Origin of the sequence: Providencia sp. PROV209 (assembly GCF_028479485.1) — a bacterium.
In the GTDB taxonomy this organism is placed as follows: domain Bacteria; phylum Pseudomonadota; class Gammaproteobacteria; order Enterobacterales; family Enterobacteriaceae; genus Providencia; species Providencia alcalifaciens.
Genome location: NZ_JAMPNR010000003.1, coordinates 1 through 19,314 on the forward strand (window position 1 = coordinate 1; position 19,314 = coordinate 19,314).

Consider the following 19,314-nt stretch of genomic DNA (forward strand, 5'->3'; position numbering starts at 1 on the left):
AATAATAATTGATATAGAGGGGTGGGTAAAATCCGTTTTTTAATTTAATTAACTCGGAAAAATCGTGTTTGACTTGAATTAATACAATGGGATTGGCATGTGAAATAGCGAGGGGTAAATCTTGTTAATTATTAATTGTTATTCGAATAATTGGTTTTCTATTAAACATGAAATAGGCATGTACAAGAAAATTATACATGCCCTAAAAAATTATTTTTTCACTTTATGGACGATATCAAAATATTTGGTTTTATCATCCTGTGATGGGTAGATGCGGTAAGTATACTCTTCAGGTGTAACGGTAACGTTCTCAACCACGCGAGTGAATAATACTTCACCTTTGTCATCTTTAGCGGTCAGTGAACGGCTTTTACCGTCTTCGCTAAATGACCAATCACCTTGCATTTTTGGCGCACCTTCCAGAGTTAGCATTTTGAATGTGCCGTCTGGGTAATATTCTGCGAGTCCAAAGAAGTTAGCCACTTGTTTATCAGTTGCTGGCACGTCTTTTTTATCTTGATCTAACGCCTGGGTCGTTACCCAAACTTTGTCGATCATAATGTCTTCGTAAGCATTCATTTTCTTCGCACTAACCGCCGATTTTGCAACGGGCGCTGTGGAATTAGCTTGTGCGGTAAAAGTCGCTGTTGTAGACAGAACAATTAGGGCAGCGATAATCGGTTTTAATTTCATAAAAACTCCATTTATTAAGATGAAAAATGTGAGTAACAAAATCGAGCAGAGGTTCATCATCAATCAAATAGCAGAAAAATCAAAGATAAGAATTATGATTAATTATTAAAAATGTAAGCTTACGTTGGTTTATGTATTCTCTGTGATGTTTATCATCAAATAGATTGAGAATTGTTGCATGTAAATTTTATGTTAATGGAACTATTTAATAGAAAGTCGAAATAAAATAATAGTTAAATTATCCTGCGAGTGTTAATTCAGATTTATGTTTTGGGATCAAAATCATTTTTAGTGCTGAAAAATTTACAAATACAATTTAATGCAGGTTATCTGGAGCGTCATCTATTATTTCAAGTTCCGCCTGTAGAACGGGGTTACACGGTGAATTTTCTGGTGATTTCAGGTGTGTTTTTTCTCAGATCATGTTATTTTTCTGTGAAAATTTCATATTCAAGTGACTTTGCCATTTTTTGCATCTTTTATACGTAAAAAAAGGGCGATACTAATTCCATAGACTTGAGTAAAAGTAATTGAATCAACAGGATTTTAGCTATGGCAGTAAGAGAAATTATTGAAATTCCAGATGAAAGATTGCGTATTCAGTGCAGCCCAGTCACGGATTTCGCCGCAGTACAAACATTGGTCGATGATTTAATTGAAACCATGTACAGCACGGACAATGGCATTGGATTGGCTGCAACACAGATCGCCGAAACCAAAGCCATTATGGTGATTGATATTTCGGAAGAACGTAATGAGCCGATGGTATTTATCAACCCACAAATTATTGAGAGCGAAGGGGAGACCAGCTATCAAGAGGGGTGTTTATCAGTACCAGATGTGTATGCAGATGTTCCACGCTTTTTGCGTGTGAAGGTAAAGGCGTTTGATCGTGATGGCAACGAGTTTGTTGTCGACAGTGATGAGTTTTTAGCGATTGTCATGCAACATGAAATTGACCATTTAAACGGTAAAGTGTTTATTGACCACTTATCCACGTTAAAGCGCAATATGTTGTTGAAAAAGCTTAAAAAACAGCAAAGATTAAAACAGCAGTAAAAATTAAATTAACAGCATTTCCCGTCTATTTTACGGCTTCCCGAGACCCAACAAGTGTGATTCGGGGAGCTGCTATTGCGTGCTTTGTGCCAATTGGGTTGTCCTATTAAGTTAAGCGTCAGGTTAACTGCCTGACACTTTACCTGTTACTCAAGGGGTTTAATAACCCTTGGAGCATCGGGTTGATCAAATTGGCCGTAGCTATTATTCAATACCTTTTGTTGGTCGAGTTGTTTGATTTCTTTACTTAAAAAATTCAAATGATTTTGTAAGTATTCTTTTGTCACTCGTTCGTTTTCAATGATCTGGTGTAGTAACTGCACAAAGTCGTCAGTAATAGGTTGTTCCTGCTCATATTCTTGAGTCAGTGCCGTTAAATTCTCAACGGCAAGGACATATTCAGTTTCTCGGGAGATTAATGTCTCCCATTCCCCTGACTGTGCGAGCGAAACTAAGTTTTCACTTAATATTAAGACATTACGATATATTTCAAGTAAATAGATAGGATTTTTATTGTCCACCTGGTTATCTTTCATCCACATTTGCACCGATTTGTTGCCATGCAGAGGCGATATCGGAGAGTAATTGGTAAACTTCTTGGACATAAGTCACGTTGTTTTCTATGTTGGCGCGGAGCAATTGCCGCGTCATGTATTCATACAAACTTGCTAAATTTTCGGCAAGTTCGCCACCAGCTTCGTAATTTAGCGATTGTTTCAATCCCGTGTCAATGATGTCGATGGCTTTTGAGATTTCTTTACCCTTTTCAGCAATGTTCCCCTGTTCCATAAAAATCTCTCCCCGTTTAAGGGCACTTAAGGCCCCTTTAAACAGGATTTGGATCAGTTGATACGGGGTCGCATTGGCGATTTCACTCTCCAAACTGACCTGCTGATAGGCTTGATTAGCTTTACGTTGATACATGTGGTTAACCTAAAAGTCTGCCTAATGAACTGCTTGTGCTGTTTAATGAACTCATCATCTTATCGAGGTTTTGGAACTGACGACGATAAATATCCATGGTGTTTTCAATTTGTTTATTGGTTTGCTCGATACGTTTATCGATGCTTTTCTTTTTCTTCTGTACGCCATCTGTGGCGTTATGCAGCGTACCTTCTTTGCTATCTAAGGTCTCTTTTAAGAAATTAAAGTTTTCGGTAGCAAATCCAGTTTTTTCGCCGTCACCGGCAAAGAATACTTTCACACTCGATGGGTTATCTTTCAGGGCATTATCAAGTTTTTTACTGTCGATTTCTAACGTACCGTCCAGTTTTTGCTTAATGCCCATTTTATTCAGCAGGTTTAATTCACCGCTATCTTGTGGGCTACGCACTTGGGTACGTAAGGTGCTTTGAATTGCACGTAAGGTAGAATCGCCAATTAATGGACCATTGGTTTTATCCGGTGCTGTCCCTTTTTCCGTTGGGGTATATTTAGTAAGCTCTTTGGCTAAGGTTTGGAATTCATTATACGCATCCACCCACGCTTTAATTTTAGCTTTAGCGGGCTCAATATCTTCAGAGATAATTAAATGCTCGGATTTTCCCTCTTCACTCTCTTTCTTTAAAGACAGGGTTAAACCAGGGAATAGGTCTTTGGCTTCGTTGGTTTGAGATTCTAATTCGAAACCATCAATGATTAATTGTGCGTTTTGTGGATCAACTTTAGGATCCATACCTGTTGTAGGGTCTGTCTTTAATGTGACCTTGCCATCTTTATCTATTTCAGACTGCACATTCAACATAGCAGCAAGATTGTCATCTCCCTCTACATTGATGGAGATACGATTATCGGTTCCTGCTTTTTTAGACGTAACAACAAGATGATATTGGTTATCTTTATCTTTAATAACAGAAGCCGAAACGCCTTTATCGGTTTTATTAATCGCATCTGCGAGCTCGATCAATGAAGTGTGTTCATTATCGAGTTTGATAACAATTTTATCTTTATCTTCTTTTTGTGACGGCTGAGTGATTGTAATGGTACGTTCTGCTGCGCCGTTACCTAATAATTTTTTATTATCATCAACGCCTTTTGTCGCAATAGTTTGCGCTTTTGCCAGTTGGGTGACTTTAACATCATGTACACCTGCAATAGCTTTACCGTCGGTTTTCACATCAAAGGCTTTATATTCACCACTGACTTTGGTGGTGCTGATATCTTCGTATTTTTTAAGATCTTCCGCTGCTTTTTTCAGTTTTTCTAATGAAGATTGCATCTTACCAAATGCACTGATTTGCGCATCATAGCTGGCTTTTTGTTGTGTTAACGGATCGAGACGGCGTCTTTCCATTGCCTCTAATTGATCCATTTGCACATTTAAGTCTAAGTTAGCCCCGATACCGAGTGTGGATATGCCTGCCATAAATCTCTCCTGAATATAAACCCTGAAAATAAATTCGTATTTAGTCCTTTATCGGCGAATTGGGGAAAAATATTAGACTATTCGGCGAAATAATAATGGGGGGAGTTAAACCGTAAAAGGCAGGTAATTAGGCTTATTGAATAAAAATGATGAGGAAATTAACGATAAAAAAAGAATTTAATAAAAATTTTCGTGTAAAAAAAGCCGACTCCAGCGGGCTTTAGCCTCGAAATATGAAAGATTTTTATAAAAAGGGCTAAAGGGGTTTTGGGTGCCGCCGATAATGTTATTGCTGACAACATTTACCGAGTTAAGCCAGCGTGCTTAATCGACTATTAAGATAAAAAGGACAATACATTATGGCACAGGTTATCAATACCAACATTCTGTCTCTGACTACTCAGAACAACTTAAACCGTTCACAGGGCGTACTGGGTACTGCGATTGAGCGTTTATCTTCTGGTTCACGTATCAACAGCGCAAAAGATGACGCTGCGGGTCAAGCAATTGCTAACCGTTTCACTGCAAACGTTAAAGGTTTAACTCAGGCTGCACGTAACGCAAACGACGGTATCTCTATCGCACAAACCGCTGAAGGCGCAGTTAACGAAATCAACGATAACTTACAACGCGTTCGTGAACTGACTGTTCAAGCACAAAACGGCACTAACTCTAAGAGCGACATCGAGTCTATCAATAAAGAAGTTCAGGCTCGTATGGAAGAGATCAACCGTATCTCTGAACAAACTCAGTTCAACGGCGTAAAAGTATTAACTAAAGACACCAGCATGAGTGTTCAAGTGGGTACTAACGATAAAGAAACTATCTCTATCGGTCTGAAAAAAGTAGACAGCGAAACTTTAGGTTTAACTGGTTTTGATGCAAGTTCTGGTAAAACAATGGGTAAAGAGATTTCTCTATCTGATTTTGATGCCATGAAGGGACCAGGTGGTGTTGCTGTTGGTGCTGGTAATAGTGACACTGCGTTAAAAGCAATGACGTTTGATACGGATGGTAAGACAGGTGTTAAATTTACTGATGCGAAAGTCTATCAAAAATTAGATGCTAATGGCGAAGCTGATGGTAAGAACGTTTATATCGTAGGTAAAGGTGATGACGGTAAAGAGCATACCGTAGAAACAACTTACGCTGTTGCTGATGGTGCAACACCTGCAACTGACCCAGCAAAAATTACATTTACTAATGGCAAAACTGCGATGACTGAAAAAGAGTTATCAACATTTAAACCATTAGACACTTTAGACAAAGCATTAGCGCAAGTTGATAGCTTCCGTTCAGACTTAGGTGCTATCCAAAACCGTCTGCAATCGACTATCAACAACCTGAACAACTCTGTTAACAACCTGAGCGCAGCACGTAGCCGTATCCAAGATGCTGACTTCGCGACAGAAGTTTCTAACATGAGCCGTGGTCAGATTCTGCAACAAGCAGGTACTGCAGTGTTAGCACAAGCTAACCAAGTTCCACAAGGCGTGTTAAGCCTGTTACGTTAATTCGTGATCGGTTTCTGAGATTAAAGGCCAGCAATGCTGGCCTTTTTCATGCCCGTCATACTTCGCGCCGCAGCGTTGTTGGCTGCACTAAATTACCCTAGTCACATACTTCAGTATGCTCCTAGGGATAATCTAGCTTGCCGCCTAGCTGCAACACGAATTATTTAGGGCGCGCTTTGGCATTGTTAAGGTCAAAAACAAGGTCAAAGGCAAGATAAAAAGCAAAAAATAGAATCAAAAAATGTCGGGTTTCATCAAATTTATTTAGGATAAAAAGAATAACGGCTGATTTAGTGCCTTACTCTGCGGATTGAAATTACGCGTAACACAGATAATGGCTACCTTTAGTTAAAACTTGAAGGGTGATTCAGGTTGTGAGTGATTTATATACTGCCGAAGGTGTCATTAATAAAAATAGCCTATGGGAGCGTTATTACCCTCTAATACGCCATGAAGCCCTGAAACTGCAAGTCCGACTTCCTGCCAGCGTTGATATCGATGACCTAATCCAAGCGGGCGGCATCGGGCTACTCCACGCATTAGAACGTTTCGACGCCTCATTAGGTGCCTCTTTTGCCACCTATGCCGTACAGCGGATCCGCGGATCCATGCTCGATGAGCTACGTAGCCGTGACTGGGTTCCCCGTAGCGTGCGTCGCCAAGCCCGTGAAATGACCAAAGCCATTGGTGAGCTTGAGCAAAGCCTTGGGCGCAGTGCCACAGAGCCTGAGATTGCCAAAGCGCTGGATATTGATCTGTCGGAATACCGCCAAGTGCTGCTGGATACCAACAATAGCCAGCTATTCTCCTACGATGAATGGCACGAAGTGCATGGGGAAAGCTGTGAGCCATCTATGGATGAAGATGATGGTGGCAACCCATTAAGCTTATTGATGGAATCTAGCCTGAAAGACCAAATTGTGGCAGCGATAGATCAATTGCCAGAGCGCGAAAAAATGGTCCTGACGCTGTATTACCAAGAAGAGCTGAATTTGAAAGAGATTGGTGCGGTTTTAGAGGTGGGGGAGTCGAGGGTTAGTCAATTACACAGCCAAGCCATTAAGAGGTTGCGCTCTAAGTTGAGATCGTAGCTCGTCATACTTCACGCTGTGACTGTGTTGGCTTCATAAGCTAACCCTAGTCACATACTTGTGTATGCTCCTAGGGCTTAGCGTATTCGCCGCCTTGCCACAACGCGAATTATTTAGAGCTATGGTTGGGTAAGGTCAAAGGAAAAACCAAAACCAAAGCAAAAACAAGGGTGAAACAAAGTCTCGGTATTTTAGGATTTCATTTTGTCTAGAAAGCTTTTGGCGGAGATATGCCATGTATTGGGGCAGGGAGTGAAGCCGAGTTTGGGGTAGGTGTTTTGGGAGTCGGGGGTGGAGCGAAAAATTAAATGGCACTCAGGGGGAAGCTCCTCGGCGGTTAGGCGCAGCAAATGCTTACCGACACCTTGATGGAGATACTGAGTATCTACCGCAATTTCAGAGATATAACAGCAAAAACTAAAGTCCGTAATCGAACGAGCAAAACCCACCACTTTTTCATCTACCCAAGCACTAATCAATAAATCTGCATTATTTAACATCGAATCCAGCAACGCGACATCGTCAGTCGGCACAAACGTATCCAGTGGGGACTGCTGCAATAAATTCAAAAAATCATCCACCGAAATCGAATGGTTCACTTTATAGGTGATGTGGTTATTCACTGGCTCCATGTCATTCCCTCTCAAATAAAAACGCTACTATAGGTTTAGCTCGAAATTTAGAAAATTGCCTGTTTTTCTGTCTGTTTTTGCGTAGCGGGATGGGTTAATGTGGCGCTTAATAGTGAGAGTGATAAATAAAACAGGCATAAACAATAACTATAGTCATTGGTGTTATTCAAACAATTGATTTTATAATCAATTTAAGTTAACTAAATGATAATTAATAAAATTTGAAAATTTAAAATATATTTTATACTCCTATGTGTAGTAAGTGCATATAATGCCAAATTATGCATTTACAGTAGGTATCCATATGTTCAAAAAGGTTATTGTTGTCTTTTTTCTTATTTTTTCTGCTCATTTGGGCTTTGCCACCGACTTGTCATTTAAAGAAAAATCACCCATTGATCGGCTATATAATGAAAGCTACCAAGGAATCGAGCAACTGCGGGAAGAGCAGAAATTCAAATTTGATCCAAAATTAAAAATTGCCCAGAAAGACCGCAGTTATCAATCGTTATTAGAACAGCGGGATGAAGATGAAAAATCCATCCTCAATCATATACGTCCTTGTGATATCAACCCAAGTGCGGTTGGCTGTCCGGGGCATTTATCGTGGATGGACAACCCACGAGAGTTTCAATCGATGTTAGAACAAAAATATAAAAACGAATAAACACGCATCCGTATTGTGGTAAGCAAAAGGCGCTCATTGAGCGCCTTGTTGTTAATTAAAATGCTAGTCTATTCTTTAGCCCCCTTCAGGAAAGGTCAATGTGGCTCCCGGTGCTTCGCGGCTTAAATGAATAAAATTCAAATGTTTTTCATACTGATCAAGAATATCGCTGATCACCTGCTCTTTGGTGTAGTCCATTAAGTCGTTCGCTTGCGTCCCTTCCCATAAATAAGTTTCAAGGCGGTAATAGTGGGATTTCCCTGAACGTGCTCGGTACGTAAAGCTTGGCACTGTGTAGCGACGAGGCCAAATTTGATAGATAAAACTTTGCTCCTCCTCGAGATCGACAACTAACTCTAAGTGGTTAAGTCGTTCTTCCTCTGCGAGAGGATGAATTGCAAATTCCACTTTAGCTCCACGCAATTCCAGCTCTTTCGCCACATCTTGCATTGCCGGAATACAAACTAAATCCAGCATCCGCTGCGTGTAGGTGGTTCCCGGGAAATTCATCACACGTCCCAGACGCTGTTTCCACTTAATCGGTTCGTTACCGTACAGCGGCGCAGGGGCATTGGTATTGATGGCACTGGCGCGGCGATAATCTTCAAATCGCAATGACTTATAAAGCCCAGCCATAATAAAGAAAATCACAAAACTAAAGGGTAGCCCCATAATCACGGTGGTATTTTGCAGGGCGGGTACTCCGTCAGTCATTAGCATGCCAAGGGTTAACAAGCCAATTGCTACCGACCAGAAAATTCGCAACCAGTTAGGCGAATCATGGTTAATGTCGCTCAGTTTTGACGTGAAATTGCCGAGCACTAACGAGCCTGAATCGGCAGAGGTTACGTAGAAAAGTAATCCTGTGATCGTGGCGACGGAAGCGGTTAATCCAAAACCTGGATATAACTCAAGTAGGGAATAAAATCCTTTTTCGGGCGCCTCTAATACCGTTTGGGCTAACGCTTTATTACCGTGAATGATTTCATATAAGGCGCTGTTACCAAAGATTGACAGCCAAAGTAGCGTGAAGACGAACGGGATGATTAGGGTACCAATTACAAACTGGCGAATGGTGCGACCACGGGAAATTCGCGCCAAAAACAGCCCGACAAAAGGCGACCAAGCCACCCACCATGCCCAGAAAAATAGCGTCCAACTATTCATCCAATCGGTCGGTCTATCAAACGCAAAACTGTTCAAGGTCATGCCCATAAAACGGTTCACATAATCCCCAACGTTGAGTACCAGCGCATTGAGCAAAAATTCCGTATCCCCCACAAAGAGGATAAACAGGATCAGCCCCAAGGCCAGCAACACGTTGAGTTCCGAGAGAATACGGATCCCTTTATTGACCCCCGATGTGGCGGAAATCACCGCCATGATCACCGAAAGAAAAATCAGCCCGCCTTGTACGGTTAGCCCTTGGGGAAGGTCAAACAGCACTTTTAACCCGTAATTGAGCTGCACCACACCAATGCCGAGGGTAGTGGCAATACCAAAAATAGTACCGAGAACCGCCGCAATATCTACGGTATGACCAATCGGTCCGTTAATCCGATTACCAAAAATCGGATATAGGGCAGAACGGATGGTTAACGGCAAATTATAGCGATAACTAAAGTAACCGAGCGCGATGCCCATTAAGGCGTACATTGACCAGCCCGTGAGTCCATAGTGAAACAGAGTCCACACCATCGACTGACGAGCCGCTTCAAGGGTTTCACCTTCACCGGTTGGGGGCAGCATATATTGCGTCACGGGTTCGGCGACAGAGAAAAACATTAAATCGATACCGATTCCTGCCGCAAACAACATGGCTGACCAGCTGAGTAAGCTAAATTCCGGCTTAGATTGTTCGGGTCCCAATTTGATATTTCCAAAGCGGGAGGTCGCGATAAAAATAACGAAGACGATATACAAGGTGGCAGCGAGTAAGTAATACCATCCGAAGGTTTTTGATACCCAACCGAGTGTGGCAATAATCCATTGATTTGCGGTGTCAGTCATCAGAATGGTGAAAAAAGAAAACGCCAAAATTAAGGCGGCGGAGGTGAAAAAAACAACATGATTGAGTTGATCTTTCTGCCCATTTTTTGGACTTTTTGAGTTTGTCATTGGCAGTTCCACAGTTTTATCTAGATGAAAATTTAAAATTAGATCCTTTGCTAACAGATTGAATTAATAGCAAAGATTTAAAATTTCACAGGTGTCTCCTTGAGTAATTTGTAAATCAATTGTTATAAATAGTATTTAATATTGATTGAACATTCAATTAAAAAATTGTTTAATGAAGGCGTTCAATGATTTTATTAGGTTCTCATGCCATGCCGAAAATAGGCGTTCAATCGATTCGTAAACAGCAGTTAATTCAAGCCACTTTAGCGGTGATTAACGAAGTGGGAATGCAGGAAGCTAGCTTTGTCCTGATCGCCCGTAAAGCAGGTGTTTCCACCGGCATTATTAGTCACTATTTCCGTGATAAGAGCGGTTTATTAGAGGCGACAATGCGCCATATTCAGTATCAACTGGGTTTTGGTATCGCGATGCGATTAAGAATGTTGAGTGGTGAACATCCTAAGGCGCGTATTCAAGCGATTGTGGAAGGAAACTTTGATACAACCCAAATTAGCGAAGCCGCGATGAAAACGTGGTTGGCATTTTGGGCAAGCAGTATGCATCAGCCGAATCTTAACCGTTTACAGCAGGTCAATGACCGTCGTTTGTATTCTAACCTGAGTTATGAGTTTGGGCGTGTGTTGAATAAATCTGCCGCACGCCACGCAGCCAAAGGGCTAGCAGCCCTGATTGATGGCTTATGGTTGCGCAGCGCACTCAGCAATGGACCTTTTCCCGTTGAAGAAGCGTTAAGCATCACTAACGAATATATTGATATGCAATTGGCTCGCGCAGGAGAACATTCGACCTAATTATTTTTCAAAGGAGATACTATGCAGATTCCACCCATTCATAAGCTTTATATTCATGGCGGATATGTAGATAGTTCACAACCGGAATGTGGGCAGTTTGAGTCGATAAACCCAGCCAATGGCGACGTAATTGCTCATATGCAATCGGCAAGCCTAGACGACATTCACTGGGCGGTGGAGAGTGCAAAGCAGGGGCAAAAAATTTGGGCAGCAATGGCTGCGATGGAACGTTCGCGTATTTTGCGCCGCGCGGTGGATATTTTACGTGAGCGTAATGATGAACTCGCATACTTAGAAACCCTCGATACAGGAAAACCACTTTCAGAAACACGTTTAGTCGATATTGTCACAGGCGCAGATGTCCTCGAATACTATGCAGGTTTGATTCCTGCATTAGAAGGTCAGCAAATTCCATTACGTGAAACTTCATTTGCCTATACACGCCGCGAACCACTGGGGGTTGTCGCGGGTATTGGGGCATGGAATTATCCGATTCAAATCGCATTATGGAAATCCGCTCCAGCACTGGCGGCGGGTAACGCGATGATATTTAAACCGAGTGAAATGACTTCATTAACAGCGCTAAAGCTGGCGGAAATTTATACTGAAGCGGGTTTGCCCGCAGGGGTATTCAATGTGGTGACGGGGATGGGAAGCGAGGTTGGACAATGGCTTACCGAACATCCTGATATTGCTAAAATATCGTTTACTGGTGGGATCGCGACAGGGAAAAAAGTCATGTCTAATGCTTCTAGTTCAAGTCTTAAAGAAGTGACAATGGAGCTTGGCGGTAAATCACCATTAATTATTTTTGATGATGCAGATTTAGACAAAGCGGCTGATATTGCCATGATGGCGAACTTCTACAGTTCAGGGCAAGTGTGCACGAATGGAACGCGAGTATTTATTCCCGAACATTTGAAACCAGCATTTGAAACCAAAATTGCGGAACGTGTCGCACGCATACGCATTGGCTCCCCGATAGAGGAAAGTACCAACTTTGGTCCTTTAGTTAGCTTCAAGCATATGGAAAATGTGTTGCGTTATATTGAGATTGGCAAAACTGAAGGGGCGACAGTGTTGTGTGGTGGAGAACGCTTAACGATAGGTGAACTCGCCAATGGTGCGTATGTGGCACCGACGGTCTTTACTGACTGCACTGATGAAATGCAAATTACCCAAGAGGAAATCTTTGGTCCAGTGATGAGCATTCTTACTTACCGTACTGAAGAGGAAGTGATCGAAAGAGCGAATCACTCGATTTATGGTTTAGCAGCAGGATTAGTGACACAAGATCTTGCGCGAGCACACCGTGTTATTCACCAATTGGACGCTGGAATTTGCTGGATCAACACTTGGGGGGAATCCCCCGCACAAATGCCCGTCGGAGGTTATAAACACTCTGGTGTAGGGCGTGAAAATGGGCTTGTCACCTTACAAAATTATACTCAAATTAAATCCATTCAAGTAGAACTCGGAGAGTTTACCTCTATTTTTTAATAACTTAATTTGACTGAAACAGAGGAGATAACAATGGTCTATGACTACATTATTATCGGTGCTGGTTCAGCCGGTAACGTTCTTGCTACCCGCCTGACAGAAGATCCTGATGTTACTGTGCTGCTCCTTGAAGCAGGAGGACCGGACCACCGGTTCGACTTTCGCACGCAAATGCCAGCGGCATTAGCTTACCCTTTACAAGGGCGTCGCTATAACTGGGCTTATGAGACAGAGCCTGAACCCTATATGAACAATCGCCGCATGGAATGTGGGCGAGGAAAAGGGTTAGGCGGCTCTTCGCTAATAAATGGCATGTGCTACATTCGTGGAAATGCCATGGATTTTGATAGCTGGGCACAAGCTCCAGGGCTTGAAGATTGGGATTATGCGCACTGCTTGCCCTATTTTCGTAAAGCAGAAACCCGAGATATTGGTGCAAATGACTACCATGGTGACCAAGGTCCTGTGAGTGTGGCAACGCCTAAATCCACGAATAATGTTCTATTTCATGCCATGGTTGAAGCGGGGGTTCAAGCTGGTTATCCGCGAACTGATGATTTAAATGGTTATCAGCAAGAGGGGTTTGGTCCCATGGATCGTACAGTGACGCCACAAGGGCGTCGTGCAAGTACAGCTCGGGGTTATTTGGACCAGACACGTAGCCGAAAAAAACTGACGATAGTCACTTATGCCACGACGGATACCATTGAATTTGAGGGTAAAAAAGCGATTGGCGTGAAATATTATCGAGGAAAACATCCGCAAGAGCATGTGGCGAAAGCGCGTAAAGAAGTCTTGTTATGTGCAGGGGCAATTGCTTCTCCACAAATTTTGCAGCGTTCTGGCGTGGGTCCTAAAGCAGTCTTAGACACATTGGCAATTTCACCGATTCATTATCTGGAAGGGGTTGGCGAGAACCTGCAAGACCATCTGGAAATGTACTTGCAATATGCATGTAAGCAGCCAGTCTCTTTGTATCCAGCACTGAAATGGTTTAATCAGCCAATGATTGGGGCAGAATGGTTATTTAAAGGGACAGGGATCGGCGCGAGCAACCAATTCGAAGCGGGAGGCTTTATCCGCAGTAGTGAAAAATTTGCTTGGCCAAATATCCAATTTCACTTCCTGCCAGTGGCGATTAACTACAATGGGAGCAACGCGGTGAATCAACATGGTTTTCAAGCCCATGTGGGATCGATGCGTTCACCAAGCCGTGGGAGGGTACAGATAAAATCCCGAGACCCACATCAACATCCTAGTATTTTGTTTAATTACATGTCTTGTGAACAGGATTGGGAAGAGTTTCGTGCGGCTATTCGTATCACCCGTGAAATTATGGCTCAGCCTGCCTTAGACCCCTATCGAGGCGAGGAAATCAGCCCGGGCAAGCACATCGTCACTGATGAGCAGTTAGATGCCTTTGTGCGAGAACGGGCGGAAACCGCATTTCACCCCTGTGGGACCTGTAAAATGGGCTCAGATGCGATGGCAGTTGTTGATGGTGAAGGGCGTGTGCACGGGCTGGAAAATTTGCGGGTGATTGATGCATCAATTATGCCGCTGATTATCACCGGCAACCTAAATGCGACGACGATTATGATAGCGGAAAAACTTGCCGATAAAATTCGTGGTCAAGAAGGGTTAACGCCAAGTTACGTACCTTACTATAAAGCCAATAATCAGCCGGCAAGAGTCCGTTAACTCGTTATTCATGGATGAGGATGAGCCTCATCCATGAATATATCCTCAGATTTAGAGCGTATTCGTAAATTCGTTATAAGCATTCCATGTCTGTATTGCATACATGAAAGAAGGACCTCCTCCCATTAAGATAGCAACGCCCAATGCTTCGGCAAGTTCCTGTTGTGTTACACCTAGGTCTACAAGGGCTTTTGTGTGGAAGGCAACACAGCCATCGCAGCGGCTTGCAACCGTGATGCCGATGGCAATCAGTTCTTTGGTTTTTTTATCGAGAGCGCCTTCCCTTGATGCGGTGGCAATTAAGCTGGAAAAATGCGCTATCACATCAGGGATACGTTGTCCTAGTTCGGGCATGGTTTTATGTGTGTTTTGGTTGATTTCAGTAAATTTTGACATGATTTCCCCTTTGATCATTATGTTACTTAATAATATATATTTTAATATAGTATCTGGGTGATATTGGGCAAGGTGAATATTCTAAATAAGACATAAAAAAGATTTACACCTTTTATTTTGCCAAAGTTAGTGTATTGAATTGAAATACTCATAATTGGATTGGGCGTATAAAATTTAACGCTAGTGGAAGTGGTGGGACAAAAAAATCCTCCAAATGAAGGAGGAAAATAAATATTAAGCGAGAATACTTATATAACACTAATTTCGTATTTACCAAAGCTGACCAGCTAATAAAAATGATCAAATTTTGCTATATGAAAAAAGAATATAAAAGTACGCTAATATGGTAAGTATGAATATTAACGAACAGAATTAACTAGCCACTGCAAATAATTATCCTCAACTTGGCTAGGGTCTAATCTAATTAATTCAGGGATTTCATAGGGATGAATTTCTTTTATTGCATCAAATAGTGCCTGTTGATTACCAACAGTACTTTTTATCAGTAATAAAATTTCTTTATCTTCTGTCACATTTCCTTTCCACAAATAAACTGATGTCATTTCTGGTAGTAAAGAGACACAGGCCGCAATATGGCTATTTAAGAGATGTTGTGCAATTTTTATCGCGCTTTCTTGGCTATTCGTCGTACATAAAACGATGCATGGTTGTTGCATGCTCTTGTAATGAGTGTCGTTAAATGTCATTTTAATCTCCTTTATTTATAAAAAGCGTAATTAAATGAATCCTCAGATTCATTCTAGTTTAACTTCCCACAGGTTCGCGAAACTACAGGCTGACGAAAATAAAAAATAGCGTGATTAGTGTGGAAGTGACTATTACTTACAATGATAATCTTATTAGGTAATGAATTGACGGTATATACGCCAGTTATCTATTTGTCCTAATAGCTTAAGATTTGAGATAAATAATTTTATTAGTCAAATAGATTATTCGATTTTAACCCATGCAGATAAACGAAAAAAAATTCATTTACAAGGGGCTTTATTGCTATTTTTGATTAATTATGAGGAATTCGATTCAGCATTAATTTTTAGACGGATAAATATCAATAGTTATTGAATTTTTGTATATTAGTTGAGTATTTAGAAAATATTTTAATATTTAATAGCCTTAATCTGATGGATGAGTTAATTGTATTTTTATGCACAATTATTACTCGTTTTTTGTTCTGTATTGCATTTATAACTCCTATTAATAGTCTGTGGCTATTTGTGAGTTTTGATTACATTTTGTTACATAATGACTTGAAATTCATATGAAACTCAGTAACCAAATGATAACGATCAATATTTTCAAATGATTATTTGCTAACATCAATGCTAAGAATAAAAAATATACATTGCACTTTCTCTGTAATTCCATCTCAAAACTGTATGGATACCCTTATGAATAAACTGACTCCGTTAAAACCGATACCCACCTTAATTGCTGTCGCCATCACGTTAATTATATGGTTTGCCATTCCTGTCCCAGAAGGCGTTAACCCTAATGCATGGCATTTATTAGCTCTATTTGTTGGAACAATCGCCGCCATTATTGGTAAAGCCTTACCGATTGGCGGAGTGTCAATCGTCGCAATTTCATTAGTTGCAGCGACCGGCGTAACGAATCCTGAATCCACGAAAGGCGCAATTGCGGATGCATTAAGTGGTTTTTCCAATGACCTTATTTGGTTGATTGGTATATCGATTATGGTTTCCATGAGTTTGAACAAAACAGGATTGGGAGCACGTATTGGTTATTACGTTATTTCACTTTTTGGTAAGAAAACGATCGGAATTGCCTACTCATTGGCAATTGCGGAAACAATCCTTGCACCTGTCACGCCAAGTAATACCGCGCGAGGTGGGGGTATTATTCACCCAATTATGCGTTCAATTTCAGACAGCTTTGGTTCTAAAGCGGATGATGGAACAGCTGGGAAAATAGGGCGTTATCTTTCTTTAGTAAACTACAATATCAACCCCATCACATCCGCGATGTTTATTACTGCAACTGCACCTAACCCATTGATTGTAAGTTTAATTGTCAGTGAAGCCGGAAAAGGTAATGAACTCACTTGGGGAATGTGGGCGATTGCGGCATTTGTGCCTGCGATAGTTTCTTTGATTTTAATGCCTCTGGTTATCTACTTTATGTATAAACCAGAAATTACGTCTACACCGGATGCGCCTAATTTCGCGAAGGAGCGTTTACAACAACTAGGACCAATTTCATTGCCAGAAATGATCACGTTAGGGGTCTTCATTCTGTTATTAATGATGTGGGCCGGGGTACCTGAAATGCTGTTTGGTCCATCTTTCAGTGTTAATGCCACCACTGCTGCTTTTATTGGGTTGAGCGTATTGCTAGGGACTGGGGTCATTAACTGGGATGATGTCCTAAAAAATAAAGGGGCGTGGGATACCGTTGTATGGTTTGCTGCACTCGTAATGATGGCGAGCTTCTTAGGAAAATTAGGCTTGATCAAGTGGATGTCTATTACGGTAGGGAATTCTATCGATAGTATGGGCATTAGCTGGGTCTGGGGGACCTTAATTTTGGTACTCATTTATGTCTATTCTCACTATTTCTTCGCAAGCACGACTGCGCACATTACCGCTATGTTTGGTGCTTTCTTTGCTGCGGGTCTGGCATTAGGTGCACCGCCAATGCTGCTCGGTTTAACCTTAGCATTCTCGTCTTCTTTAATGATGTCGTTAACACACTACGGTACAGGGACAGCGCCGATTATTTTCGGTTCAGGCTATGCCACTTTAGGTGAGTGGTGGAAAGCGGGCTTTGTCATGAGTGTTGTTAACTTAATTATTTGGATAAGTTTAGGCAGTATTTGGTGGAAATTCCTAGGTTATTGGTAATTCCATTGAATTTTGATTAAAAATATCCATTAGCAAAAAGCCGGAATTATCTTCCGGCTTTTTTGTCCTCTCTCGACAACGCTTGAAATTATATTTTATCTCTCAGTAAATCATAAAATTTAAACCTTAAATTAGTGAAATCATTGATATTAATTTTTGCGTTAAATATTTAATTGACACAAGCTTTTTCATATTAAAGCAGCTATGATTAATAGTAAGGTATGTTGTAGGGTTTTAATGTTAATCCGATATAGACAAAGATAAATAGGTTAAAAATGAAAAAGACAGCATTAGTATTGGGTATGGCGGGTATGATGGCATTGTTGTCAGCGTGTTCAGACGAGAAAAAAGAAATTGCAGAGTATCGCTCTGAGTTCGTGAACAGTTGTGTGAAAGCGTCGGGTGAATCTGATGCGGAAACTGCACAAGCTATCAGCGCAATCTGTGGCTGTGCTTATGACAAAACTGTTGAAAAATATGGTTTGAAAGAATTTAAACGTTTAGACAGCGAGCTGCAAAAATCACCTGCGGCTGCGCCTGAATTCCAACAAACTATGATTTCATTTGTTCAAGAATGTGCAACTAACGCGCGTTAATTGATTCTCTTTAATCATGAAATAAGACCACGGTGGTGAAAACTTCCGTGGTCTTATTATTTTTAAGTCAGCGCTTATTTAAATAGCTGCTTAAACTGGTGCGGTGCGCAACGTAAATATTGTGGCGCGACTGAAATTTGTTCATTAAGCACGCTGGCAGCACGCCATGGCCAACGAGGCTCATACAAAATTCCTCGACCAATGGCAATAAAGTCTGCTTGCCCAGTAGCAATAATCGCTTCTGCTTGATGTGGCTCCGTGATCAAACCCACCGCAATGACTGGCATGTCGGTATGCTCATGAATCGCTTGTGCGAGTGGCACTTGATAGTTTGGACTCACCGGAATTTGCTGCTTATCTGATAATCCACCTGACGAAACGTGAATATAATCACAGCCAAATTCTTCTAATATTTCAGTCAGTTTAATCGATTGAGGAAGATCCCAGCCACCCTCAACCCAATCTGTTGCTGAAATACGAATGCCTACGGCGATGTGCGGACTGACTGCTGCACGTATTTCACGAAAAACATCCACTAAAAAGCGAGTACGGTTAGCAAAACTACCGCCATATTCATCTTGTCGCTGGTTAGCAATAGGCGATAAGAATTCATGCAATAAATAGCCATGGGCAGCATGAATTTCGATTAACTCAAAGCCTGCTTGCTCGGCACGTTTAGCTGAATCCACGAATTGTTGAGTGATTTCGTGGATTTCATCTACGGTTAGTGCTTTGGGTGGGTAACTATCGCCGAACGCAAGGGCAGATGGTGCAACAGTTTGCCAACCATACTCATGGTCGGGGGCTAAGTTTTGGCCGCCTTCCCATGGAAGCGCACAGGCTGCTTTTCTGCCTGCATGGGCAATTTGAATACCAAATTTAGCATTAGCAAAGGTTTTAATATTCGTTAGCAGGGTCTTAAATTCCCGCATTTGTTGTTTATTCCACAGACCTAAATCTTTGTACGTAATCCGACCTGAAGGAGTCACGGCACTGGCTTCAACGATCACCAATGAGGCACCGGATAAGGCTAGGTTCATATAATGAGCCTGATGCCAAGGGCTGATTAGCCCATCATGTGCAGAATATTGGCACATAGGTGGGACAACAATACGGTTAGCAAGTTGAACTTGACCTAGATTTGCAGGTGAAAATAGGTAACTCATTCTTCTTTCCTTATAACAATGCTTAAGATAATTCTGACAGTATACAAAAAAAGATTGTTGATTCTTGTGATAAAACGGCAAATTTAGTTATTCGATAATTTTTTTTCGTTATAAGAGAGAGC

General features: G+C 41.5%; 18 protein-coding genes. 9 read left to right on the plus strand and 9 right to left on the minus strand.

From position 1 onward, the window contains the following. Nucleotides 1-210: 210 nt before the first annotated feature. A complete protein-coding gene (locus PR795_RS03835; RefSeq protein WP_006662031.1) occupies nt 211-693 on the minus strand; it encodes a DUF4822 domain-containing protein in 483 nt (160 codons plus the stop codon). Between the two features lie 552 nt (nt 694-1,245). Here PR795_RS03835 and def point away from each other — a divergent pair. Next, nucleotides 1,246-1,752, plus strand: coding sequence for a peptide deformylase (gene def, locus PR795_RS03840; protein WP_036974705.1), 507 nt, complete (start codon nt 1,246-1,248; stop codon nt 1,750-1,752). A gap of 146 nt (nt 1,753-1,898) precedes the next feature. Here def and fliT read toward each other — a convergent pair whose 3' ends face one another. From fliT to fliD, 3 genes are read right to left on the minus strand one after another with little or no spacing between them, the layout of a single operon-like run. Further along, complete coding sequence (fliT, locus tag PR795_RS03845) at nt 1,899-2,288, minus strand: flagellar protein FliT (RefSeq protein WP_006657542.1); 390 nt, start codon at nt 2,286-2,288, stop codon at nt 1,899-1,901. Beyond that, nucleotides 2,278-2,676, minus strand: coding sequence for a flagellar export chaperone FliS (gene fliS / locus PR795_RS03850; protein ID WP_006657543.1), 399 nt, complete (start codon nt 2,674-2,676; stop codon nt 2,278-2,280). The genes fliT and fliS overlap by 11 nt, the downstream gene beginning before the upstream one ends. Nucleotides 2,677-2,680: 4 nt before the next feature. Then, nucleotides 2,681-4,117, minus strand: a complete 1,437-nt coding sequence (fliD, locus tag PR795_RS03855; RefSeq protein ID WP_181480759.1) for a flagellar filament capping protein FliD — start codon at nt 4,115-4,117, stop codon at nt 2,681-2,683. Nucleotides 4,118-4,476: 359 nt separating this feature from the next. On the opposite strand from fliD, the gene PR795_RS03860 reads away from it, so the two are divergent. Next, a complete protein-coding gene (locus PR795_RS03860) occupies nt 4,477-5,631 on the plus strand; it encodes a FliC/FljB family flagellin (RefSeq protein ID WP_181480760.1) in 1,155 nt (384 codons plus the stop codon). Nucleotides 5,632-6,005: 374 nt separating this feature from the next. Beyond that, nucleotides 6,006-6,722 (plus strand): RNA polymerase sigma factor FliA, encoded by a 717-nt coding sequence (locus tag PR795_RS03865; RefSeq protein ID WP_006662027.1) that lies wholly within the window; start codon nt 6,006-6,008, stop codon nt 6,720-6,722. 191 nt (nt 6,723-6,913) lie between these two features. On the opposite strand, the gene PR795_RS03870 is transcribed toward PR795_RS03865, so the two are convergent. Then, nucleotides 6,914-7,354 carry a GNAT family N-acetyltransferase gene (locus PR795_RS03870; RefSeq protein ID WP_006662026.1) on the minus strand — a complete coding sequence of 147 codons (441 nt, stop codon included), beginning with the start codon at nt 7,352-7,354 and terminating at the stop codon, nt 6,914-6,916. Nucleotides 7,355-7,625: 271 nt separating this feature from the next. Here PR795_RS03870 and PR795_RS03875 point away from each other — a divergent pair, with 271 nt between their 5' ends. After that, a complete protein-coding gene (locus PR795_RS03875; protein WP_006657550.1) occupies nt 7,626-8,021 on the plus strand; it encodes a hypothetical protein in 396 nt (131 codons plus the stop codon). Between the two features lie 75 nt (nt 8,022-8,096). Here the strand turns inward: PR795_RS03875 and PR795_RS03880 are convergent, their stop codons facing one another. After that, nucleotides 8,097-10,139, minus strand: coding sequence for a choline transporter (locus tag PR795_RS03880; protein ID WP_006657551.1), 2,043 nt, complete (start codon nt 10,137-10,139; stop codon nt 8,097-8,099). A 209-nt stretch (nt 10,140-10,348) separates the two neighbouring features. On the opposite strand from PR795_RS03880, the gene betI reads away from it, so the two are divergent. Genes betI through betA form a run of 3 tightly spaced genes read left to right on the plus strand, consistent with a single transcriptional unit; the run spans nt 10,349 to nt 14,152 of the window. After that, complete coding sequence (betI, locus tag PR795_RS03885) at nt 10,349-10,951, plus strand: transcriptional regulator BetI (RefSeq protein WP_006662025.1); 603 nt, start codon at nt 10,349-10,351, stop codon at nt 10,949-10,951. 21 nt (nt 10,952-10,972) lie between these two features. After that, the gene (betB, locus tag PR795_RS03890) at nt 10,973-12,451 is read left to right on the plus strand and encodes a betaine-aldehyde dehydrogenase (protein ID WP_272516686.1); all 1,479 of its coding nucleotides are present in this window, start codon (nt 10,973-10,975) and stop codon (nt 12,449-12,451) included. Nucleotides 12,452-12,484: 33 nt separating this feature from the next. Then, nucleotides 12,485-14,152, plus strand: coding sequence for a choline dehydrogenase (gene betA, locus PR795_RS03895; protein WP_272516687.1), 1,668 nt, complete (start codon nt 12,485-12,487; stop codon nt 14,150-14,152). Between the two features lie 51 nt (nt 14,153-14,203). Here betA and PR795_RS03900 read toward each other — a convergent pair whose 3' ends face one another. Next, nucleotides 14,204-14,548: a carboxymuconolactone decarboxylase family protein gene (locus PR795_RS03900; RefSeq protein ID WP_006662022.1), complete on the minus strand. Its 345-nt coding sequence runs from the start codon at nt 14,546-14,548 to the stop codon at nt 14,204-14,206. Nucleotides 14,549-14,907: 359 nt separating this feature from the next. Continuing rightward, nucleotides 14,908-15,255, minus strand: coding sequence for a divalent-cation tolerance protein CutA (gene cutA, locus PR795_RS03905; protein ID WP_006657556.1), 348 nt, complete (start codon nt 15,253-15,255; stop codon nt 14,908-14,910). A gap of 702 nt (nt 15,256-15,957) precedes the next feature. Between cutA and PR795_RS03910 the strand changes: the two genes are divergently transcribed. Continuing rightward, nucleotides 15,958-17,430: an anion permease gene (locus tag PR795_RS03910; protein ID WP_006662021.1), complete on the plus strand. Its 1,473-nt coding sequence runs from the start codon at nt 15,958-15,960 to the stop codon at nt 17,428-17,430. Nucleotides 17,431-17,705: 275 nt separating this feature from the next. Continuing rightward, complete coding sequence (locus PR795_RS03915; RefSeq protein WP_006657558.1) at nt 17,706-18,026, plus strand: hypothetical protein; 321 nt, start codon at nt 17,706-17,708, stop codon at nt 18,024-18,026. 74 nt (nt 18,027-18,100) lie between these two features. On the opposite strand, the gene PR795_RS03920 is transcribed toward PR795_RS03915, so the two are convergent. Then, on the minus strand, nt 18,101-19,192 hold the full coding sequence (locus PR795_RS03920) for an NADH:flavin oxidoreductase/NADH oxidase (RefSeq protein ID WP_181480764.1): 1,092 nt from the start codon (nt 19,190-19,192) through the stop codon (nt 18,101-18,103). Nucleotides 19,193-19,314 lie beyond the last annotated feature (122 nt).